This is a genomic window from Streptomyces sp. NPDC057253, from assembly GCF_042669125.1.
Taxonomy (GTDB): Bacteria; Actinomycetota; Actinomycetes; order Streptomycetales; family Streptomycetaceae; genus Streptomyces.
This window is the reverse complement of record NZ_JBHUXV010000021.1, coordinates 15,381-36,969: the sequence shown is the minus strand read 5'-3', so window position 1 is coordinate 36,969 and position 21,589 is coordinate 15,381. Positions and strand designations below refer to the sequence as shown.

Below are 21,589 nucleotides of genomic sequence, written 5' to 3'. Positions count from 1 at the left end.
CATGACGACACCAGTACTCGAGGCACGCAACGTCACCATGCGCTTCGGCGGCCTCACCGCCGTCCGCTCGGTCGACTTCACCGTCAACGCGGGCGAGATCGTCGGCCTCATCGGCCCCAACGGCGCCGGCAAGACGACCTTCTTCAACTGCCTCACCGGCCTCTACGTCCCCACCGAGGGCCAGGTCTCCTACAAGGGCACCGTCCTTCCGCCCAAGCCCCACCTGGTGACCAAGGCCGGCATCGCCCGCACCTTCCAGAACATCCGCCTCTTCGCCAACATGACGGTCCTCGAGAACGTCCTCGTCGGCCGCCACACGCGGACCAAGGAAGGCCTCTGGTCGGCGCTGCTCCGCGGCCCCGGCTTCAAGAGGGCGGAGAAGGCCAGCGAAGAACGCGCCATGGAACTCCTGGAGTTCATCGGCCTCGCCGGCAAGCGCGACCACCTCGCCCGCAACCTCCCCTACGGCGAACAGCGCAAGCTGGAGATCGCCCGCGCCCTGGCCTCAGAGCCCGGCCTGCTGCTCCTCGACGAGCCCACCGCCGGCATGAACCCCCAGGAGACCCGCGCCACCGAGGAGCTGGTCTTCGCCATCCGCGACAAGGGCATCGCCGTCCTCCTCATCGAGCACGACATGCGCTTCGTCTTCAACCTCTCCGACCGCGTCGCCGTCCTCGTCCAGGGCGAAAAACTCGTCGAAGGCACCTCCGAGGTCGTCCAGGCCGACGAGCGCGTCATCGCCGCCTACCTCGGCGAACCCTTCGAAGGCGACCCCGGCGCGGCAGAGACCGCCGAGGTCGACGCGGCCGAAGCGGGCACCACCAGCACCAAGGGAGAAGGCCAGTGACCGCACTCCTCGAAGTCGAGGACCTCCGGGTCTCCTACGGCAAGATCGAAGCCGTCAAAGGCATCTCCTTCAGCGTCGAAGCCGGCCAGGTCGTCACCCTCATCGGCACCAACGGCGCCGGCAAGACGACGACCCTGCGGACGCTCTCGGGCCTCCTGAAGCCGACCTCCGGAAAGATCACGTTCGACGGGAAGCCCCTCAGCGGCATCCCGGCCCACAAGATCGTCTCCTTCGGCCTGGCCCACTCCCCCGAAGGCCGGCACATCTTCCCCCGGCTGACCATCTTCGAGAACCTCCAGCTCGGCGCCTTCCTCCGCAAGGACAAGGAAGGCATCGACAAGGACATACAGCGCGCCTACGACCTCTTCCCGATCCTCGGAGAGCGCCGCAACCAGGCCGCGGGAACCCTGTCCGGCGGCGAGCAGCAGATGCTCGCCATGGGCCGCGCCCTCATGTCCCAGCCGAAACTCCTCATGCTCGACGAGCCCTCCATGGGCCTCTCCCCGATCATGATGCAGAAGATCATGTCGACCATCGTCGAACTCAAGTCCCAGGGCACGACGATCCTCCTGGTCGAACAGAACGCCCAGGCGGCGCTCTCCCTGGCCGACCAGGGACACGTCATGGAGGTCGGCAACATCGTCCTCTCCGGCACCGGCCAGGACCTGCTGCACGACGAGTCGGTCCGCAAGGCGTACCTCGGCGAGGACTGAGGTCCTCCGGCCGTACGACGAGGCCCGCGCCCCCTGCTGGGGACGCGGGCCTCGGTCTTTTGTGAGCCTTGAGGTCAGCCCTTGGCCTTCTTCTCGTCGGCGTCCAGGATGACCGCCTCCGCGACCTGCTGCATCGACATACGACGGTCCATCGACGTCTTCTGGATCCACCGGAACGCGGCGGGCTCGGTCAGACCGTACGACGTCTGAAGGATCGACTTCGCCCGGTCGACGAGCTTGCGGGTCTCAAGACGCTGGGTCAGGTCGGCGACCTCGTTCTCCAGCTCCTTCAGCTCCGTGAACCGGGAGACAGCCATCTCGATCGCCGGCACGACGTCACTCTTGCTGAAGGGCTTCACGAGGTACGCCATGGCACCGGCGTCCCGCGCCCGCTCGACGAGGTCGCGCTGCGAGAAGGCGGTGAGCATGAGCACGGGCGCGATGCGCTCCTCGGCGATCTTCTCGGCGGCGGAGATCCCGTCGAGCTTGGGCATCTTCACATCGAGGATCACGAGGTCCGGCTTGTGCTCACGGGCGAGCTCGACGGCCTGCTCACCGTCACCGGCCTCGCCGACGACGCTGTAGCCCTCTTCCTCCAGCATCTCTTTGAGGTCGAGCCGGATCAGGGCCTCGTCCTCGGCGATGACGACACGGGTCGTCAGCGGAGGCACGTGCGACTTGTCGTCGTCGGGCACGTCTACGGGCTGGGGCGACTCGGGGGCGGTCACGGGGGCTCCTCGTTCAGGGGCAGGGGTACTGCTGACAAGAGCGTACCTAGCTGCGGTAAGGTGGGTGCGCGCAGGGTCACAGGAAACCTTTGATTCTGCGGGCCCCGGTAGCCCAATTGGCAGCAGGCAACGGATTCAAAACCCGTACAGTGTCGGTTCGAGTCCGACCCGGGGCACTTTTCCTTTAATTCGAAGGTCACTACCAGAAGCGGATGTCCACGTTCTCGTGAACATCCGCTTTTTGCTGCGCGTCTTAGCGATCACTCGCTCAAAGTGGCCGCATGTACGACATGAGCACACGCAGGCGAGCCCTCGCACTGGTGGCGCAGGGACGAAGCCTGAATTCGGTCAGCCAGCAAACGGGAATCTCACGAGCCGCGATCCGGTCCTGGCAGCAGCGCCTTGAGCCTCTGCCACGCATGACATCCCCGGACCCTGGACCGCCGGCTGACAACCAGGCCTACTCCTACCTGCTTGGCCTCTATCTGGGCGACGGCTGCATCAGCGGACACCCTCGCAGCGGCGGCTACTACCTCCGTATCGCGTGCGCCGATGCATGGCCTGGCCTCATCCAGGAGTGCGGCGAGACCATCGCGAAGGTGCGCCCAGGTATCGGGGTCTACAACCTACAGAAGGTGGGCTACACAATGGTGACCAGCTATTCCCGCCATTGGCCCGCCCTCTTCCCCCAACACGGCCCCGGCAAGAAGCACGAGCGCGCCATCGCCCTCGAACCTTGGCAGCAAGCGATCGTCGACACGCATCCTTGGGACTTCATCCGCGGCCTCATCCACTCCGACGGCTGCCGCATCACCAACTGGACCACCCGCGTCGTACTCGGTGAGCAGAAGCGCTACGAATATCCCCGGTACTTCTTCACCAACCTGTCCGGCGACATCATCCGGCTCTTCACCTCCACCCTCGACAAGGTGGGCGTCGACTGGAAGCAGGCGAACAGCCGCAACATCTCCATCGCCCGCAAAGCCTCAGTCGCCCTCATGGACCCCCACGTAGGCCCCAAACACTGACCGCCTACTTCGGGCTGTCGTCCTCCCCGATGTGGTGGACCCGAACCAGGTTCGTCGAGCCGGACACCCCGGGTGGGGAGCCGGCCGTGATCACGACCACGTCGCCCTTCTCGCAGCGGCCGTACCGCAACAGGAGCTCGTCCACCTGGTCGACCATCGCGTCCGTGGAGTCCACCTCCGGGCCCAGGTACGTCTCCACGCCCCACGTCAGGCTCAGCTGCGAGCGAGTCGCCGGCTCCGGGGTGAAGGCCAGGAGCGGGATCGGGGACCGGTACCGGGACAGCCGCTTCACCGTGTCGCCGGACTGGGTGAAGGCGACCAGGAACTTCGCGCCGAGGAAGTCGCCCATCTCCGCGGCGGCCCGGGCGACAGCCCCTCCCTGGGTGCGGGGCTTGTTGCGTTCGGTCAGCGGCGGGAGGCCCTTCTCGAGGATGTCCTCCTCCGCCGCTTCCACGATCTTCGCCATCGTCCGGACGGTGTCGATCGCGTGCTTGCCCACGCTCGTCTCGCCGGACAGCATCACCGCGTCGGTGCCGTCGATGACCGCGTTGGCCACATCGGACGCCTCCGCCCTCGTGGGACGGGAGTTCTCGATCATCGAGTCCAGCATCTGGGTCGCGACGATCACCGGCTTGGCGTTCCGCTTGGCCAGTTTGATCGCGCGCTTCTGGACGATCGGCACCTGCTCCAGCGGCATCTCCACGCCCAGGTCTCCGCGGGCCACCATGATGCCGTCGAAGGCCGCCACGATGTCCTCGATCGCCTCGACCGCCTGAGGCTTCTCCACCTTGGCGATCACGGGAACCCGGCGCCCCGCCGAGTCCATGATCCGGTGGACGTCCTCGATGTCGCGCCCCGACCGGACGAAGGACAGGGCGATGACGTCGAAGCCCATGCGCAGCGCCCAGCGCAGGTCCTCCTCGTCCTTCTCCGAGAGCGCGGGGACGGAGACGGCCACGCCGGGCAGGTTGAGGCCTTTGTGGTCGGAGATCATGCCGCCTTCGACCACGCGGGTGTGGACGCGGGGGCCGTCGACGGAGGTGACCTCCAGGCAGACCTTGCCGTCGTCGACGAGGATGCGTTCGCCGGCGGTGACGTCCGAGGCGAGCCCCTTGTACGTCGTCCCGCAGGACCGCTGGTCGCCCTCGGCGCCGTCCTCCACGGTGATGGTGAAGGTGTCGCCGCGTTCAAGGAGTACGGGTCCTTCGACGAAGTGACCGAGGCGGATCTTCGGGCCCTGAAGGTCGGCGAGGAGGCCCACGCTGCGGCCGGTCTCGTCGGAGGCCTTGCGGACGCGGTGGTACCGCTCCTCGTGTTCGGCGTAGCTGCCGTGGCTGAGGTTGAAGCGGGCCACGTCCATTCCGGCGTCGACCAGGTCTTTGATCTGATCGTAGGAGTCGGTGGCGGGGCCCAGGGTGCAGACGATTTTTGCTCGGCGCATGTTTCGACATTAGGCCTTACCGGCGGGTAGGGAATTGGTCGCACATGACGACTCAACAACCTCCGGGTGAAAGCCTCTTGACAAGTGTTGAAGTGTGCGGGGGCCTGCTCTGATGAGCATCGCAGGAGCAAATCCGGCGGCCGTCAGAGCCTCGGCGGCGCCATCGTGAAACGTGCGTTGACGTGGGCGTAGACGTGTTGACGCTGGGGTTCGAGGTCGAGGGGGGCGGCGGCGGCTTCGGCTGCCTGGGCTCCGTCGAAGGATGCGAGGCGGGCGCTTCTCGCCTGGCCGGCATAGCGGGGTTCGGGGTTCTCGGCGCCGATGTCGGCGAGTTCCAGCAGGGAGGACAGGGAGGTGCCCAGCGCCTCGGCGTACTCCCGTGCCCGCTGGACGGCTTCCCGTACCGCCTGTTGGCGGGCCTCGCGGTAGGCGGGTGAGTCGCGGCGCAGGGCCCACCAGGGTCCGTCGACCCGCGTCAACTCCTGGTCGGCCAGTCGGGTCGTGAGTTCGCCCAGTGCGGTGAAGTCGGTGAGTTCCGCGGTGATGTGGACGCGGCCGTGGTACGCGTGGACGCGTTCGCCGCGGCCGTGTTCCTTGAGTTCGGGGGTGACGGAGAAGGAGCCGGTCTCCAGGCGTTCGACGGCGTCGCCGTAGGACTTGAGGAGGTCCAGGACGGTGGCGTTGCGGCGGGTGAGGTCGTCGAGGGCGGTGCGGCGGTCCTTGCCGCGGGAGGCGACGGAGACGCTGATGCGGGCGAGTTCGGGGTCGACTTCTAGGTGGGCTTCGCCGCGGACGGCGATGCGGGGTGCGTCGGGGGTGCCGTAAGGAACGGTCATAACGACTCACTGTGTCAGTTTTCGCGGGTCGAGTCACCAGATCGAAACCTGTGGGGTCTGTTGCCGTTCGACATGACCGGGTCAGAATCTACGCGCGTTGTTGACCTTTCCCCGAGGAGATCAAGACATGCCCTTGAACCGCAGGAAGTTCCTGGAGAAGTCCGCCGTGACCGGAGCGGGGGTCGCGCTGGCGGGTGCCGTGGGAGCTCCTGCCGCACAGGCGGCGGAAACCGGGAGGAAGCCCGTGAAGCGGTACTCGCTCACGGTCATGGGCACCACGGACCTGCACGGTCATGTCTTCAACTGGGACTACTTCAAGGACGCGGAGTACAAGGACGCGGCGGGCAACGCGCAGGGTCTGTCGCGGATCTCGACGCTGGTGAACCAGGTCCGCAAGGAGAAGGGCCGCTGCAACACGCTGCTCCTGGACGCGGGCGACACGATCCAGGGCACGCCGCTGACGTACTACTACGCGAAGGTCGACCCGATCACCGCGAAGGGCGGTCCGGTCCATCCGATGGCGGCGGCGATGAACGCCATCGGGTACGACGCGGTGGCGCTCGGGAACCACGAGTTCAACTACGGCATCGAGACGCTGCGGAAGTTCGAGGAGCAGTGCCACTTCCCGCTGCTGGGCGCGAACGCGCTGGACGCGAAGACGCTGAAGCCCGCTTTCCCGCCGTACTTCATCAAGAAGTTCCACGTGAAGGGCGCGCCGCCGGTCAAGGTCGCGGTCCTCGGCCTGACCAACCCGGGTATCGCGATCTGGGACAAGGCGTATGTGCAGGGCAAGTTGACGTTCCCGGGTCTTGAGGAGCAGGCCGCGAAGTGGGTGCCGAAGCTGCGGTCGATGGGTGCGGACGTGGTGGTGGTGTCGGCGCACTCGGGGTCGTCGGGGACTTCCTCGTACGGTGATCAGCTGCCGTACGTGGAGAACTCGGCGGCGCTGGTGGCGCAGCAGGTGCCGGGGATCGACGCGATCCTGGTGGGCCACGCGCATGTGGAGATCCCGGAGTTGAAGGTCACCAACGCGCAGACCGGGAAGACGGTGGTGCTGTCGGAGCCGTTGGCGTACGCGGAGCGGCTGTCGCTGTTCGACTTCGAGCTGGTCTTCGAGAAGGGCCGCTGGTCGGTCGAGTCGGTGTCGTCGAAGGTGCTGAACTCGAACTCGGTGGCCGACGACCCGAGGATCACCAAGCTGCTGAAGGACGATCACGACGTGGTCGTGAAGTACGTCAACCAGGTCGTGGGGACGGCCACTCAGACGCTGACGACGGTGGAGGCGCGCTACAAGGACGCCCCGATCATCGACCTGATCACGAAGGTCCAGGAGGACGTGGTCAGGGCGGCGCTGGTGTCCACGGAGTACGCCTCGCTGCCGGTGATCGCGCAGGCCTCGCCGTTCTCGCGCACCTCGGAGATCCCGGCCGGCGAGGTGACGATCCGGGATCTGTCGAGCCTGTACGTGTACGACAACACGCTGGTGGCGAAGCTGCTGACGGGTGCGCAGGTCAGGGCGTACCTGGAGTACTCGGCGGCGTACTTCGTGCAGACGGCGGCGGGTGCGGCCGTGGACGTGGAGAAGCTGACGAACGCGGGCAACCGTCCGGACTACAACTACGACTACGTGTCGGGGCTGTCGTACGAGATCGACATCGCGCAGGCGGTGGGTTCGCGGATCAAGAACCTCACGTACAACGGTGCCGCGCTGGACGACGCGCAGAAGTTCGTGTTCGCGGTGAACAACTACCGTGCCAACGGCGGCGGCGCGTTCCCGCATGTGGCCTCGGCCACCGAGCTGTGGTCGGAGTCGACGGAGATCCGCACGCGGATCGCGGAGTGGGTGACCGCGAAGGGTGTGCTGGACCCGAAGGACTTCGCGTCGGTGGACTGGAAGCTCACGCGGGACGGCACGCCGGTGTTCTAGGGGTGCGCGCCGGCGACGGGCTTCGGTGCCGTCGCCGGCGTCTCACCGTCCTTCGACCAGGGGTGTCAGTGCGGGGGCCTTGCGGGCCGACGGGATCTGGGGGCGGGGTTCGAGGCCGAAGGTGGTGAAGGCCGTGCGCGTCGGCAGGGGGTAGGCGTCCTTGCCGGTGACCGTGTTGAGGATGGTGGCGCTGCGCCAGGCGGCGAGGCCGAGGTCGGGGGCGCCGACGCCGTGGGTGTGGCGTTCGGCGTTCTGGACGTACACGTGACAGTCGGCGCCGGTGACGGAGGGGTCGAGCACGAGCCTGAACTGCTCGTCGACGCGGGGACGTTCGCGGCTGTCGCGGCGCAGGTAGGGGTCGAGTCCGGCGAGGATGCGGTCGAGGGGGCGCTCGCGGTAGCCGGTGGCGAGGACGACGGCGTCGGTGGTGAGCCGGGAGCGGCTGCCCTGCTGGATGTGTTCGAGGTGGAGTTCGACCTTGGTGGTCGCGATGCGTCCGGCGGTGCGGACGCGGACACCGGGGGTGAGGACGGCGTCGGGCCAGCCGCCGTGCTGGGTGCGGCGGTAGAGCTCGTCGTGGATGGCGGCGATGGTGTCGGCGCCGATGCCGCGGTGGAGCTGCCACTGGGTGGTGCCGAGGCGGTCGCGGACGCTTTCGGACAGGGCGTGGAAGTAGCGGGTGTAGTCGGGGGTGAAGTGTTCGAGGCCGAGCTTGGAGTACTCCATGGGCGCGAACGCTTCGGTACGGCCGAGCCAGTGCAGTTGCTCGCGGCCGGCGGGGCGGTTTCTGAGCAGGTCGAGGAAGACCTCGGCGCCGGACTGGCCTGAGCCGACGACGGTGACGTGGTCGGCGGCGAGGAGGCTCGCGCGGTGGTCGAGGTAGCCGGCGGCGTGGATGACGGGCACGCCGGGGGCTTCGACGAGGGGCTTCAGGGGCTCCGGGACGTAGGGCTCGGTGCCGATGCCGAGGACGACGTTCTTGGTGTACGTACGGCCGAGGGCCTCGGCTTCTCCGTCGCTGTCGAGCTGGGTGAAGTCGACCTCGAAGACGTCGCGTTCGGGGTTGAAGCGGACGGCGTCGACCTGGTGGCGGAAGTGGAGTCCGGGGAGGTTCTCGGCGACCCAGCGGCAGTAGGCGTCGTACTCGGCGCGCTGGATGTGGAAGCGCTCGGCGAAGTAGAAGGGGAAGAGGCGTTCGCGGGCCTTGAGGTAGTTGAGGAAGGTCCACTGGCTGGCGGGGTCGGCGAGGGTCACCAGGTCGGCGAGGAACGGGACTTGGACGGTGGCGCCGTCGATGAGCAGGCCGGGGTGCCAGTCGAAGGCGGGGCGCTGGTCGTAGAAGACGGTGTCGAGCGTGGTGAGGGGCTGGGCGAGGGCGGCGAGGGAGAGGTTGAAGGGGCCGATGCCGATGCCGACGAGGTCGCGGGGTGCGTCGGGCTCGTGGTGTGGGGGGTGGGGGTTCATCGGGGGGTGGTTCCTTCCACGAGGTTCAGGAGTGCGGTGAGGTCGGTCGGCCGGGTGGTGGGGTTGAGGAGGGTGACCTTGAGCCAGAGCCGGTCGGCCGCGCGGGCTCGGCCGAGGACGGCGCGGCCGTCGGTGAGGAGTTTTCGGCGTACGGCGGCCACGGCGTCGTCGGTGGCGGCCGCGGGGCGGAACAGGACCGTGCTGATGGTGGGCGGGGCGTGGAGTTCGAAGCCGGGGTGTTCGTCCACGGCTTTCGCGAACTCCCGCGCCTGTGCGCAGACCTGGTCGACGAGGGCGCCGAGTCCTGTGCGGCCGAGGGTTTTCAGGGTGACGGCGATCTTGAGGACGTCCGGGCGGCGGGTGGTGCGCAGGGAGCGGCCGAGGAGGTCGGGGAGGCCGGCTTCGGTGTCGTCGTCGGCGTTGAGGTAGTCGGCGCGGTGGTGGAGGGCGGCGAGGTTTCTTTCGTCGCGGACGGCGAGGAGTCCGGCGGCGACCGGCTGCCAGCCGAGTTTGTGCAAGTCGAGGGTCACGGTGTCGGCGCTGTCGATGCCGGTGAGCTTGGCTCGGTGCCGGGGGCTGAAGAGGAGGCCTCCGCCGTAGGCCGCGTCTACGTGCAGGCGGGTGCCGTGTTGTGCGCACAGGTGCGCGATCTCGGGTAGCGGATCGATGTGGCCGGTGTCTGTCGTGCCTGCGGTGGCCGCGACGACGAGCGGGCCCTGGAGAGTGGTGAGGGCGGTTTCCAGGGCTGTGGAATCGAGGGTGGGGAGAGTGACGGGGTGGGGCATCCCCAGCAGCCAGGCCGCGCGGGGGAGGGAGTGGTGGGCGCTTTCGGCGCAGACCAGGCGGACGCCGGGGCCGAGTGTCTCTCTGGCCAGGAGGAGGGCGAGGTGGTTGGATCCCGTGCCACCGGTTGTGATCAAAGCGTCTGGCCGGTGGGGGCTTGTCGCGCAGTTCCCCGCGCCCCCAGGTGTCTCGGCGTAGACCTCTCTCGCCAGTTGCCGTGTCACCAGTGACTCCAGCTCCGATGCCGCCGGAGCCTGGTCCCACGAGTCCATCGAAGGGTTCAAGACGCTGACGGCCAGGTCTGCTGCCGCCGCCACCGGAAGCGGCGGGCAGTGGAGGTGGGCCGCGCAGAGGGGGTGGGCCGGGTCCGCTGCGCCTTCTGCCACGGCGCGGACCAGGTGGCGTAGGGCGTCCGGGTCGCCCTCGTCCGGGAATACGTCCCCCACCGCGGCCCGCATCCGCTCGGCCACCTTCGGCGGGCCTCCGGCCGGCAGGGGCCCGCCCCTCAGGCGGGTCCCCTCCTCCAGCGCGTCCAGGACCGTGTCGAGCAGCGGACGCAGTGGCGTGTGCATCGTCGACCTCCGGGGGCGCTGGGGGCTTCCAGCTTGGACGCGGCTGGCTGGGCGCGCCCGGAGAGTTCAACGATCCTGACCCGAAAGGGGGTACTGCCGTGCGGGGAAAACCCGCTCTATGCCTGCCTCACCCGCAACGCCCGCCCCAGGTCGTCGAGTTGGTCGACGAGTTTGCGGCGCAGGGCGGGGATGGGGTCGGCGTCGTTCAGGCAGGTCCGGCCGAGGTTCAGGTTGTCCTCGTCGATGGCGTAGTCGGGGAAGGCCCAGCGGCCGACGGCGTCGGCGATGGCGGGGCCGCGGCGGGCGGCGAGGGCGACGGCGTCCTGGTAGTAGCGGGGCACGTACTGCCGTACGAGATCGGTCTGTTCGGGTTGCCAGAAGCCCTGGGCGGTGGCGGTGAAGAGGTAGTTGGAGAGGTCGTCGCGGGTGAACATGGCGTCCCAGGCGGCGGCCTTGGCTTCCTCGGTGGGGAGTGCGGCGCGGCAGCGGGCGGCGCCTTCCTGGCCGGTGGCCGAGGGGTCGCGGGCCAGTTCGGCGGCGATGGCGGTCTCGTCGGTGGCGCCGAGGACGGCGAGGCGGGCGAGGACGCGCCAGCGCAGTTCGGGGTCGAGTTCGGGTCCGCCGGGGACGGTGCCGTCGGCGAGCCAGGCGGCGATGGTGTCGGGGTGGGCGGCGACGTTGATGCAGTGGCGTACGGCGATCAGGCGCAGACCGGGGTTGTCGCCGTCCTCGGTGCGGCGGATGAGGTCGCGGCACAGGGCGGTGAGGAGCGACTGGGCGGCGGGGCGTTCCTCGGGGGTGATGTAGCGGTCGGCGACGTAGGTGGCGGCGAAGGCGAGGACGCCCTGGACGAGGGCGAGGTCGGTCTCGTGCGGGAGGTGGGCGCGGGCGGCCTCCAGGTAGGCGGAGGGGGCGAGTTCGCCGTCGCGGACGGCGTCGCGCAGGGCGTTCCAGACGACGGCGCGGGTCAGCGGTGAGGGCAGCCCGGAGAGGCACTCGGTGACCGTCTTGAAGGACTCGGCGTCGAAGCGGACCTTGGCGTAGGTGAGGTCGCCGTCGTTGAGGAGCAGGAGGGCGGGGCGCTTGCCGATGGGGAGGGGCTCGGTCTGCGGGACGTCGAGGTCGAGGCGGTGGCGCAGGACCAGGTGGCGGCCCTCGTCGGTGACGTCCTGGTCGTAGAGGCCGACGGCGATGCGGTGCGGGCGGCTGCCCTGGTGCTCGACCTGGAGGGTGTACGTGCCCTCCTCGCCGCGGGTGACGACGGGCCTGAGGGTGTCGACGCCGGTGGTGCGCAGCCAGGCGTCGGCCCAGGCGTGGACGTCGCGTTCGGTGGCGGAGGCGAGGGAGTCGATGAAGTCGGCGAGGGTGGCGTTGCCGAACCTGTGCCGGGCGAAGTGGGTGTTGATGCCGGCGAGGAAGTCCTTCTCGCCGAGCCAGTGCACGAGTTGGCGCAGGGCGGAGGCGCCCTTGGCGTAGGAGATGCCGTCGAAGTTGAGGAGGGCGCTGGCGGTGTCGTCGACCTTCTCGGGGGCGACGGGGTGGGTGGAGGGGCGCTGGTCGGCGTCGTAGCCCCAGCCCTTGCGCATGACGCCGAAGTCGACCCAGGTGTCGGTGAAGCGGGTGGCCTCGGTGAGGGTCTGGTAGCCCATGTACTCGGCGAAGGACTCGTTGAGCCAGATGTCGTCCCACCAGCGCAGGGTGACGAGGTCGCCGAACCACATGTGGGCCATCTCGTGGGCGATGACCATGGCGCGGGTCTGGCGCTCGGTGTCGGTGACGGCGGAGCGGTAGACGAACTCGTCGCGGAAGGTGACCAGTCCGGGGTTCTCCATGGCGCCGGCGTTGAACTCGGGGACGAACGCCTGGTCGTAGGAGTCGAAGGGGTAGGGCTCCTCGAACTTCTCGTGGTAGCGGTCGTAGCACTGCTTGGTGATCTCGAAGATCTCGTCGGCGTCGGGGTCGAGGTAGGGCGCGAGGGAGCGGCGGCAGTGGATGCCGAAGGGCAGGCCGCGGTGTTCGGTGCGTACGGAGTGCCAGGGGCCGGCGGCGACGGCGACGAGGTAGGTGGAGATGAGGGGGGTGGTGGCGGCCTGCCAGCGGCCGTCGCCGAGGTGTTCGGTGATGCCGTTGGCGAGGACGCTCCAGCCTTCGGGGGCGGTGACCGTCAGGTCGAAGACGGCCTTGAGGTCGGGCTGGTCGAAGGCGGCGAAGACGCGCTGGACGTCGTCCATGAACAGCTGGGTGTAGACGTACGATTCGCCGTCGCTGGGGTCGGTGAAGCGGTGCATGCCCTCGCCGGTGCGGGAGTAGCGCATGACGGCGTCGATCCGCAGTTCGTGCTCGCCGGTGGTCAGGCCCGTCAGGGGCAGCCGGTTGCCGTCGAGGGTCTCCGGGTCGAGGGGGCGGCCGTCCAGGGTCGCCGCTCGCAGTTCGGCCGGCTTGAGCTCGACGAAGGTGTCCGCCTCCGCGCGCGCGGTGAACCGGACGACGGTCTGGGACGCGAAGGTCTCGTCGCCGGTGGTGAGGTCGAGCGCGATGGTGTAGCGGTGAACGTCGAGGAGCTTGGCACGGGTCTGCGCTTCGTCGCGCGTCAGTACGGACATGCAGGACATGCTGCCTGATGGCACGGCCAACTCACAGAGGCGGATCGGTACACGCCTTATGTCCGGTCCTGTTCGAGCTCCTCGGTGTGCGCCCCCTGTCCGCGCTGCACCGGGACGCGGGCGTCGGGGTGGGGCAGGGCCGGGCGGGCCGCGCTCACGTCGTCGGGGTGGTCCTTGACGAGGGCGCGCAGCTCGCGCACCTCGTGTTCGAGGGCGAGGCGGCGGCGGTGGGCGTCGTAGAGGTAGCGGACCTTGGTGCGCAGGGCCCAGGGGTCGATGGGCTTCATCATCAGGTCGGCGACGCCGAGGCCGAAGGCGGCGGAGGTGAGTTCGTGGTCGGGGCCGAAGCCGGTGAGCAGGATGACGGGGATGTGCTGGGTCTGTTCCAGGCGGCGCATGTAGCGGACCACGTCGAGGCCGCTGACGCCGGGCATCCGCACGTCGAGGAGCAGGAGGCCGACCTGGCCCCGGAGGACCTGCTTGAGGGCCTCGTCACCGCTGGTGGCGCGGCCGAGCTGGTAGCCCAGCGGGGCCAGGGCGCCCTCCAGGGCGTAGAGCGTGTCCTCGTGGTCGTCGACGATGAGGATCCTGGCATCCGACGGCATGGCCCGACGTCCCTCCCTCGCGGAGAACCAGCCTACGCCCGCGTCCTGACGGGGAGTGCTCGCAGGCTGACAAGGAGTGCACGGGGCAGCATGCCGGGTGCGGGCCGCCGTGTCACGTCCCTGGGGAGTTCTACGAGGTCAATCGGCCACGGGGGTGCTGCCGTTGACGGTGTCCTCGGCGATGCGCTCGTGGTGCCGGATGACTTCGGCGATGATGAAGTTCAGGAACTTCTCAGCGAAGGCCGGGTCGAGCTTGGCGTTCTCGGCGAGGGTGCGCAGCCGCTCGATCTGGCGGGCCTCGCGGTCCGGGTCGGCGGGGGGCAGCTGGTGGCGGGCCTTGAGGTGGCCGACCTGCTGGGTGGCCTTGAAGCGCTCGGCGAGCATGTGGACGACGGCCGCGTCGATGTTGTCGATGCTGTCCCGCAGCCGCGCGAGCTCCGCACGGACCGCGGGGTCGACGTCACCGGTTCCGGTGTTGCTGGTGGTCATGGTCACCAACCCTACGGGGCGGGGCGTAAGGAGATCATCGCCACCCGCCCCGGACCGCTACCCGACCGGGCTACGGTCTCCCACCGGCCGGGCCGGGCCGATCCCACGGTGCCAGATCCCCCGCGGATCGCCCCGCCCGGACCCACGGCCCAGCAGCCAGCGCCCGATCCCCACCGGGCCCACGGCCCGGCACCCAGCAGCCGATCCGCGCCGGGACCTCGACCCAGATCCCGGAACCCATCCCCGCCAGGTGTACCGACCCAGCACCCCGTACGCCCCCCCCGCCCAGCCCACCGGCCAAACCCCCATAAGCCACTCCCGCCAGGACCACCAGCCCAGAACTCCGGCAAGCCACAGGCCGCCGGGACCTCGGCCCGGATCCCCGTAAACCGCCCCCCCGTCTAACCCACCGGCTCAAACCCCGGGAGCCCGCCCCCGCCTGGAACACCGGCCCAGAACCCCGGCAGCCCCCCTCCAGGACCATCGCCCCAGAACCCCGCAGCCCACCTGCGTCGGGACCTCGCCCCAGCTCCCCGGAAGCCATCCCCGCCGGGGACACCGGCCCAGCACACCGAACGCCCCCGCCCGACCTACCGGCCCAACCCGCAGCAGACCACCCCCGCCGGGACCACCGGTCCAGAACTCCGGCAGGCCACCTCTCCAGCACCACCGCCCCGGAACCCCGCAGCCACCTGCGTCGGGACCTCGGCCCAGCTCCCCGGAAGCCATCCCCGCCGGGGACACCGGCCCAGCACCCCGTACGCCCCGCCCCGGCCTACCGGCCCGCCCCCCAGCAGGCCACCCCCGCCGGGGACGCCGGCCCAGAACTCCGGCAGGCCACACGCTGGGACCTCGGCCCCGATCTCCCAGAACCCCCGCCCGACCCCCGCTCCAAGACCCCGCAGCCCACCCCACCGGGACCACCCGCCCAAACCCCCCGGAGGCCCCCACTCAACCCACCGGCCGGCGCCCCGGGAGCCCACCCCCACCTGGCCCACCACCTCAGGCCCCCGCAGCCCACCCCCACCAGACCACCGACCCACCGCCCCCAGAACCCGGAACCCCCACCCACCCGGCTCAGACCCGCGGTGGGTCGTCCGGATCCGGGACCTGGTTGCTCCAGCCCCCCGGGACCGTTCGGGACTCCTGGGTTCGGAAGTGGATCGGGGGCATGCCTACGCGGCGGGTGAAGAGGCGGGAGAAGTAGGCGGGGTCGTCGTAGCCGACGCGGCGGGCCACGGAGGCGACGGGGAGTTCGGTCGCGGCGAGGAGTTCCTTGGCGCGGCCGAGCCGGATGCCGAGGAGGTAGTCCTTGGGGCTGCACCCGGCACCCCGGCGCACGGCGGTGCGCAGTTCGGCGAGGGTCATGCCGTGCCGGGCGGCATGGTCGGCGACGGACATCGGCTTGAAGGCGTCCCGGGCGAGGGCCTTGAGGACGGGGTCGCCGTCGGGCGCGAGGTCGGCACGGGCGCGGCGCAGCGCGACGAGGAGTTCGTGGACCGCGGCTCCCGTCTCCACCTCCAGCAGCGGGTTGTCGCGACGCGCGGCCCGCGCGATCCGGGCGATCACCGCGCGCGGGCCGGTGGCGTCGGACAGGGCCACGACGGGCCGGTCCGGCTCGATGTAGCCGAGTTCGGTGTACGTCGCGGTCGCGGGCCCGGTGAACCCGACGAACCCCTCGTCCCAGCCGGCCCCGGGGTCGGGCGCGTAGTGGTGCGGGACGCCGGGCGTGAGCCACAGCAGCGCCGGCGCGGTGACCGTCCGGCGCCGCCCGTCGGGGGTCTCGTACCACCCGCTGCCGGTGCTGATGACGACGGCGACATGGCTGTCGAGGGTGCGGGGCCCGACGGTGGGCAGCGCGCCGTACTGGAGGCCGACGCCGAGGCAGACGAGGCCGAGGCGCTGGTGGACGGGGCCGGGTGAGAAGAACCGCATCCAGGTGTGGTACATCGCCGCGCCTTCCACGGTTCGCTCCGTTCCAAGACCTTCGCCCGGTCCGCCGACGTTCCCGCCCGGCCCGCCGACCGTCACCCGGTGCGACGACCGTCGCTTCGGTCCAAGCAGCGCCGATCTTTGTCCATGGACGTGGTCGCCGCCAGTCGCGAGGGTGGAGCCCATGAGCGAGTTCTCGACGGGTGACACCGATTTCCTGCTGGACGGACGGCCGGTGCGGCTGCTGTCCGGCGCGCTGCACTACTTCCGGGTGCACGAGGCGCAGTGGGGGCACCGGCTGGCGATGCTGCGGGCGATGGGCCTCAACTGCGTGGAGACGTACGTGCCGTGGAACCTCCACGAGCCGCACCCCGGCGAGTTCCGGGACGTGGCGGCGCTGGGCCGGTTCCTGGACGCGGCCCGGGAGGCGGGGCTGTGGGCGATCGTCCGCCCGGGCCCCTACATCTGCGCGGAGTGGGAGAACGGCGGCCTGCCGCACTGGCTCCAGGGGCGGGCGCGCACGAGCGACGCGGTGTACCTGGGCGAGGTGGAGCGCTGGTTCCGGCGGCTGCTGCCGCAGGTCGTGGAGCGGCAGATCGACCGGGGCGGCCCGGTGCTGATGGTCCAGGTGGAGAACGAGTACGGCAGCTACGGCTCGGACGCGCGCTATCTGGCCCGCCTCGCCGAACTCCTGCGCGCGGAGGGCATCACGGTCCCGCTGTTCACCTCCGACGGCCCCGAGGACCACATGCTCACCGGCGGCTCGGTCCCCGGTGTGCTCGCCACGGTCAACTTCGGCTCCGACGCCCGTACGGCCTTCGAGACGCTGCGCCGGTTCCGCCCGGACGGTCCGCTGATGTGCATGGAGTTCTGGTGCGGCTGGTTCGACCACTGGGGCGGCGAGCACGTCGTACGGGACGCCGGGGACGCGGCGGCGACGCTGCGGGAGATCCTGGAGCAGGGCGCCTCGGTGAACCTGTACATGGCGCACGGCGGCACGAACTTCGCGGGCTGGGCGGGCGCCAACCGCGGCGGGGGCGCGCTGCACGACGGCCCGCTGGAGCCGGACGTGACGTCGTACGACTACGACGCGCCGATCGACGAGTACGGCAGGCCGACGGAGAAGTTCTGGCGTTTCCGGGAGGTGCTCGCCGAGTACGGCCCGGTGGCCGAACCGCCGCCCCCGCCCGAGGTGTTGGGGACGCCGGACGAGGTGCGCCCGGGCGACTGGGCGCCCCTGTCCGCCGTACTGGAGGAGCGCGGTGGGGCACCCTTCGAAGGGCCCGTCCCGCCGACCTTCGAGGAGCTGGACGTCGACCGGGGGCTGGTGCGGTACGAGGTGGACGTGCCGGGGCCGCGGCAGCCGTACCCGCTGATCGCGCGCGGCCTCAGGGACCTCGCCGTGGTCTACGTCGACGGGGAGCGGGCCGGGGTGCTCACCGAGGACGAGGTCCGGCTCAAGGAGCCGGTGGCGGGGCCCGCGCGGGTGGAGCTGTGGGTGGAGTCGCTGGGGCGGGTCAACTACGGGCCGCGGAGCGGGGAGGCGAAGGGGATCACGGGGGGTCTGCTGCACGAGCGGCAGTTCCTGCACGGGGTGCGGGCGCGCGGGCTGCGGCTGGACGCGCTGGACTCCCTGGCGGGGCTCGGCTTCGAGCAGGTCCCGGGGGACGGCTCTCCGGGTCTGTACCGGGGCGAGCTGAGGGTGCGTGGCGCGGGGGACGCGGTGCTGGAACTGCCGGGGTGGACCCGGGGGTTCGTGTGGATCAACGGTTTCAACCTCGGCCGGTACTGGTCCGTGGGCCCGCAGCGGTCGCTGTACGTGCCCGGTCCGGTACTGCGGGAGGGCGGCAACGACGTGTGGGTGCTGGAGCTGGAGGAGGCCCCGGCCGACGGACCCGTACTGCGTCTGCGCGCTCCGGATGCGACCCACGTGGATCGGCTCACGACCTCGTAGAGTGGAATCGGGTTCAGGGCGTCTTGGGGGTACGGGCGTGACGAACGACGGACCGGTCCAGCACGGCTACCCGCACCTGGAGACGGTGCGGGCGGCGATCACCGCGCTCTACAAGCGGCTCTCCTACGACACCGTGCGGACCTTCGCGACGAGCGTGGCGCCGGTGGACGTGGCGTTCTGCGACACCGACGACCTCTATCTGGGCGCCCAGCGGGTGGCCCGGGAGCTGGTGCGGCACTACCGGCTGCCGGACGCGCGGCTCGTGGTGAGCTTCCGGGAGATGACACACGCGGCGAACGTCGAACTCACCGCGGGGCCCGAGTACTTCGTCGAGCTGAACGACCGGTTCCGCACGCACCGGCGGGACATCGGTGCGGCGCTGGCCCACGAGGTCATGCATGTGTATCTGCACCGGCTGGACCTCTCCTTCCCGGGGGTGCGCGAGAACGAGATCCTCACGGACACGGCGACGACGTATCTGGGGGCGGGGTGGCTGCTCCTGGACGCGTACCGGGAGGACGCGGCGTCGTCCCAGAAGCTGGGGTACCTGACGCCGGAGGAGTTCGGGTACGTCCTGGCGAAGCGTTCCCTGGTGTTCGGCGAGGACCCGTCGGTGTGGTTCACCAGCCCGCAGGCGTACACGGCGTACGGGAAGGGCCTGGCCCTGGCCCGGGAGGACGAGCAGCAGCCGCCGCTGACGGCCGCGGGCTGGGCGGGCCGGCGCCGCTACGCCCGCGACCGCCGGCACGGCGGCCCCGGCCCCCGGCCCGGCGTCCCCTACACCTTCACCCCGGACGGCGTCGGCCACCTGCGGGTGTCGTTCCCCTGCCCGACCTGCCGGCAGCGGATCCGGGTGCCGGTGCGGGGCCGGGTACGCGCCCGGTGCGCGCTGTGCCGGACGGTCCTGGAGTGCGACACGTAGGCCCCCAGGGGCCCCGGCCTACCTCCGCACGATCCCCGCGGCCCGCGCCGCCACCAGCCACTTCGGGAACTCGCCCACGAGGCGGTCGTACAACTCGCTGTCGGGGACCGTGCGAGGGGTCTCGCCCGCGTGGAAGAAGCCGGCGTTGTCCACCGCCCGCCGGTCCGGTACGGGGAGCTCGTCGAGCCTGCGCAGGAAGTCGAACTGCTTGCTGTCCGGGTCGCCGAAGCCGACGAACTGCCAGAACAGCGGGAGCTTCGCCGCCTTGCACAGGTACCGTTCCGCGGCGAGCTTGTTGATCGGGCCGCCGTCGGTCTGGAAGACGACGAGGGCGGGGGCCGTGCTGCCGCTGTCGAGGTAGTGGTCGAGGACGGCGTCCATGGCCAGGTGGTAGCTGGTCTTGCCCATGTGCCCGAGGCCGGCCACGATCCGGTCGACGCGCCCCTGGTGAGCGGCGAGTTCGATGTCCGTCACGGCGTCCACGTCGGTGGAGAAGAACACCACGGGCACCCGCCCGTCGTCGTCGAGGTGCGCGGACAGCCCGAGCACCCGGTCCGCGAGGGCCTGCACACTGCCGTCCCGGTAGTACGGCCGCATGGAGCCCGAGTAGTCGACCACGAGGTAGACCGCGGCCCGCAGCCCGTCCAGCCCGTGCTTGACCAGGGACACCCCGGCACTCCTGTACAGGTCGACCAGCGCGGGCGCCGTCTCCTCCACCTTGCTGAGACTGATCGCGACCATGACCCCTCCGCTCTCCGCAGTCCCCGGCGTTCGATATTTTGTTCGCCGCCGTCCCCACCGGCTCAATGATCGCCCCTGTCACTCCGAGGAGCCGGACGTGGAACCCGAATCCACCCTCACGACCTGCTATCGCCACCCGAAGGTGGAGTCCCACGTCCGCTGCACCCGCTGTGAGCGGTTCATCTGCCCGGACTGCATGCGGGAGGCGGCCGTCGGCCACCAGTGCCCGGAGTGCGTGCGGGAGGGGGCCCGGTCGGTACGGCAGGCGCGGACCGCGTTCGGCGGACGGATCTCGGCCGTACCCCTGGTGACGTACGTCCTCATCGGCCTCAATGTGCTCGCCTACCTCGGCGAGTTGGTGCGCCCGGCGCTCGTGGACCGGTTCGAGATGCTGGGGGCCGGTCTGGTGGGCCCGGACGGCGGCCACTACCTGTGGCAGGCGGCCTACCCCGCCGACTTCCACGTCGACGGGGTCGTCGACGGCGAGTGGTACCGGCTGCTGACCGGCGCGTTCCTGCATCTGCCGCCCACCGAGGGCACGTTCGGGATCCTGCACATCGTGATGAACATGGTGTCGCTGTGGAACATCGGCCGGGTGGTCGAGGCCCAGCTGGGCCGGGTCCGCTACCTCGCCCTGTATCTGCTCTCCGCGCTCGGCGGCTCGGTTCTCGTCCTGCTGATCGCCCCCCACGAGCCCACGCTCGGCGCGTCCGGCGCGATCTTCGGGCTCGGTGCCGCGTACTACGTGCTGGCCCGGCGGCTCGGCGCCGACATGGCCCAGGTCAACCGCTTCATGGCGGGTCTGCTGCTGTGGCTGGTGATCTCCGCGGCCTTGACGTCCTGGGAGGGCCACCTGGGCGGTCTGCTCACCGGGGCCGCGGTCACCGTGGCCTACGCGTACGCTCCCCGGGACGGCCGTCGCGCCCTCGTGCAGGCCGGAGTCTGCGCCGCGCTGCTGGTGCTGCTCGTGGTGTGCGCCTGGGCGAAGGCCGCCGAGCTGACGGGAGCCCGGTGAAACGCGCCGGAGTGCTGCTCTTCGCCGCCGTCCCCGTGATCGTCACGGCGTCGGCGTACTTCCTCGCGCCCGAGGACACCGACGCGAGCCGGGCCGGGCCGGACCTCTCCTCCGCCTACCGGGCGCAGGCGGCCGAGGACACCGAGGACGCGCAGGGCGCCAAGGACTGGGCGGAGCAGTCGGGGAGCTCGGCGAGCTACAAGGTCCTCGGGGGCCTTCCGCCGGGCCTCGCGGCCCCCGCCGAGAAGGACCTCGCGCAGCAGCTGGTGGCCAGTGCCGAGAACTCCACCCTGGACTGGCGCAGCGCCTACGCGTACATCGAGGACATCGGCGACGGCCAGGGCTACACGGCCGGCATCATCGGCTTCTGCACCGGCACCAACGACCTGCTCACCCTCGTGGAGGGCTACACGAGGGCCCACCCGGACAACGGCCTCGCGCGCTACCTCCCCGCCCTGCGCGCGGTCGACGGCACGGACTCCCACGAGGGCCTGGACCCGGGCTTCACGGCCGCGTGGAAGGCGGAGGCCGAGGTGCCCGCCTTCCGCAGGGCCCAGGACGCGGCGCGCGACCGCGTGTACTTCGACCCCGCGGTCCGCCTCGCCAAGCTCGACGGGCTCGGCGCCCTGGGCCAGTTCGTCTACTACGACGCCATGGTCTTCCACGGCCCCGGCACCGACGCCACCAGCTTCTACGGCCTGCGCGAACGCGCCCTCGCCGAGGCCGACAGCCCGACCGGGGGCGGCTCGGAGAAGGCCTACCTGGACGCCTTCCTGGACATCCGCGAGGACGCCATGCGCACCAGGCACCCCGGCATCGACACCACCCGCGTCGACACCGCGCAACGGCGCTTCCTCGACGAGGGGAACCTGGGCCTGCGGACTCCGCTCACGTGGCAGGTGTACGGGGAGACGTTCAAGGTGCCGTAGGGCACATGCGACGGCGCCCGCCTCGGTCCGGTCGGGGACATGAGGCAGGCGCCACCACTG

Annotated in this window: 18 protein-coding genes and 1 tRNA gene; 9 read left to right on the top strand and 10 right to left on the bottom strand. The window is 70.4% G+C overall.

Features of this window, described 5'->3' with window-relative positions; all coding sequences use genetic code 11:
• The first annotated feature begins 1 nt into the window (after position 1).
• Together ACFULQ_RS14295 and ACFULQ_RS14290 are read left to right on the top strand one after the other, a co-directional pair.
• On the top strand, positions 2 to 847 hold the full coding sequence (locus tag ACFULQ_RS14295; RefSeq protein WP_383542851.1) for an ABC transporter ATP-binding protein: 846 nt from the start codon (positions 2 to 4) through the stop codon (positions 845 to 847).
• On the top strand, positions 844 to 1,560 hold the full coding sequence (locus tag ACFULQ_RS14290) for an ABC transporter ATP-binding protein (protein ID WP_383542849.1): 717 nt from the start codon (positions 844 to 846) through the stop codon (positions 1,558 to 1,560). Before ACFULQ_RS14295 ends, ACFULQ_RS14290 begins: the two co-directional genes overlap by 4 nt.
• A 74-nt stretch (positions 1,561 to 1,634) precedes the next feature.
• Here the strand turns inward: ACFULQ_RS14290 and ACFULQ_RS14285 are convergent, their stop codons facing one another.
• On the bottom strand, positions 1,635 to 2,288 hold the full coding sequence (locus tag ACFULQ_RS14285; RefSeq protein WP_383542846.1) for an ANTAR domain-containing response regulator: 654 nt from the start codon (positions 2,286 to 2,288) through the stop codon (positions 1,635 to 1,637).
• A gap of 101 nt (positions 2,289 to 2,389) precedes the next feature.
• Here ACFULQ_RS14285 and ACFULQ_RS14280 point away from each other — a divergent pair.
• Positions 2,390 to 2,464 (top strand) — tRNA-Leu (locus tag ACFULQ_RS14280).
• 105 nt (positions 2,465 to 2,569) lie between these two features.
• Entirely contained in the window at positions 2,570 to 3,316 is a 747-nt protein-coding gene (locus ACFULQ_RS14275) for a helix-turn-helix domain-containing protein (RefSeq protein ID WP_383542844.1), read from the top strand.
• A gap of 4 nt (positions 3,317 to 3,320) precedes the next feature.
• Here ACFULQ_RS14275 and pyk read toward each other — a convergent pair whose 3' ends face one another.
• Positions 3,321 to 4,757, bottom strand: a complete 1,437-nt coding sequence (gene pyk, locus ACFULQ_RS14270; RefSeq protein WP_383542841.1) for a pyruvate kinase — start codon at positions 4,755 to 4,757, stop codon at positions 3,321 to 3,323.
• A 143-nt stretch (positions 4,758 to 4,900) separates the two neighbouring features.
• Positions 4,901 to 5,593 (bottom strand): SIMPL domain-containing protein, encoded by a 693-nt coding sequence (locus ACFULQ_RS14265; RefSeq protein WP_383542838.1) that lies wholly within the window; start codon positions 5,591 to 5,593, stop codon positions 4,901 to 4,903.
• A gap of 127 nt (positions 5,594 to 5,720) precedes the next feature.
• On the opposite strand from ACFULQ_RS14265, the gene ACFULQ_RS14260 reads away from it, so the two are divergent.
• The gene (locus ACFULQ_RS14260) at positions 5,721 to 7,520 is read left to right on the top strand and encodes a bifunctional metallophosphatase/5'-nucleotidase (RefSeq protein WP_383542835.1); all 1,800 of its coding nucleotides are present in this window, start codon (positions 5,721 to 5,723) and stop codon (positions 7,518 to 7,520) included.
• 42 nt (positions 7,521 to 7,562) lie between these two features.
• Here ACFULQ_RS14260 and ACFULQ_RS14255 read toward each other — a convergent pair whose 3' ends face one another.
• From ACFULQ_RS14255 to ACFULQ_RS14230, 6 genes are all read right to left on the bottom strand, one after another.
• Entirely contained in the window at positions 7,563 to 8,984 is a 1,422-nt protein-coding gene (locus tag ACFULQ_RS14255) for a lysine N(6)-hydroxylase/L-ornithine N(5)-oxygenase family protein (RefSeq protein WP_383542832.1), read from the bottom strand.
• On the bottom strand, positions 8,981 to 10,339 hold the full coding sequence (locus tag ACFULQ_RS14250; RefSeq protein WP_383542829.1) for a pyridoxal phosphate-dependent decarboxylase family protein: 1,359 nt from the start codon (positions 10,337 to 10,339) through the stop codon (positions 8,981 to 8,983). Before ACFULQ_RS14250 ends, ACFULQ_RS14255 begins: the two co-directional genes overlap by 4 nt.
• A gap of 116 nt (positions 10,340 to 10,455) precedes the next feature.
• A complete protein-coding gene (gene pepN, locus ACFULQ_RS14245; RefSeq protein WP_383542826.1) occupies positions 10,456 to 12,942 on the bottom strand; it encodes an aminopeptidase N in 2,487 nt (828 codons plus the stop codon).
• A gap of 56 nt (positions 12,943 to 12,998) precedes the next feature.
• Positions 12,999 to 13,547 carry a two-component system response regulator gene (locus tag ACFULQ_RS14240; protein ID WP_383542824.1) on the bottom strand — a complete coding sequence of 183 codons (549 nt, stop codon included), beginning with the start codon at positions 13,545 to 13,547 and terminating at the stop codon, positions 12,999 to 13,001.
• Between the two features lie 138 nt (positions 13,548 to 13,685).
• The gene (locus tag ACFULQ_RS14235) at positions 13,686 to 14,036 is read right to left on the bottom strand and encodes a chorismate mutase (protein WP_383542822.1); all 351 of its coding nucleotides are present in this window, start codon (positions 14,034 to 14,036) and stop codon (positions 13,686 to 13,688) included.
• 1,077 nt (positions 14,037 to 15,113) lie between these two features.
• Positions 15,114 to 15,986 (bottom strand): helix-turn-helix domain-containing protein, encoded by an 873-nt coding sequence (locus tag ACFULQ_RS14230; protein WP_383543028.1) that lies wholly within the window; start codon positions 15,984 to 15,986, stop codon positions 15,114 to 15,116.
• Between the two features lie 166 nt (positions 15,987 to 16,152).
• On the opposite strand from ACFULQ_RS14230, the gene ACFULQ_RS14225 reads away from it, so the two are divergent.
• Together ACFULQ_RS14225 and ACFULQ_RS14220 are read left to right on the top strand one after the other, a co-directional pair.
• On the top strand, positions 16,153 to 17,922 hold the full coding sequence (locus ACFULQ_RS14225; RefSeq protein ID WP_383542819.1) for a beta-galactosidase family protein: 1,770 nt from the start codon (positions 16,153 to 16,155) through the stop codon (positions 17,920 to 17,922).
• A 37-nt stretch (positions 17,923 to 17,959) separates the two neighbouring features.
• A complete protein-coding gene (locus ACFULQ_RS14220) occupies positions 17,960 to 18,844 on the top strand; it encodes a hypothetical protein (protein WP_383542816.1) in 885 nt (294 codons plus the stop codon).
• A gap of 18 nt (positions 18,845 to 18,862) precedes the next feature.
• On the opposite strand, the gene ACFULQ_RS14215 is transcribed toward ACFULQ_RS14220, so the two are convergent.
• Positions 18,863 to 19,585: a vWA domain-containing protein gene (locus tag ACFULQ_RS14215; protein WP_383542813.1), complete on the bottom strand. Its 723-nt coding sequence runs from the start codon at positions 19,583 to 19,585 to the stop codon at positions 18,863 to 18,865.
• A gap of 97 nt (positions 19,586 to 19,682) precedes the next feature.
• Here ACFULQ_RS14215 and ACFULQ_RS14210 point away from each other — a divergent pair, with 97 nt between their 5' ends.
• Together ACFULQ_RS14210 and ACFULQ_RS14205 are read left to right on the top strand one after the other, a co-directional pair.
• Positions 19,683 to 20,600, top strand: coding sequence for a rhomboid family intramembrane serine protease (locus ACFULQ_RS14210; protein WP_383542810.1), 918 nt, complete (start codon positions 19,683 to 19,685; stop codon positions 20,598 to 20,600).
• Complete coding sequence (locus ACFULQ_RS14205) at positions 20,597 to 21,529, top strand: chitosanase (RefSeq protein WP_383542808.1); 933 nt, start codon at positions 20,597 to 20,599, stop codon at positions 21,527 to 21,529. The genes ACFULQ_RS14210 and ACFULQ_RS14205 overlap by 4 nt, the downstream gene beginning before the upstream one ends.
• Positions 21,530 to 21,589: the final 60 nt, after the last annotated feature.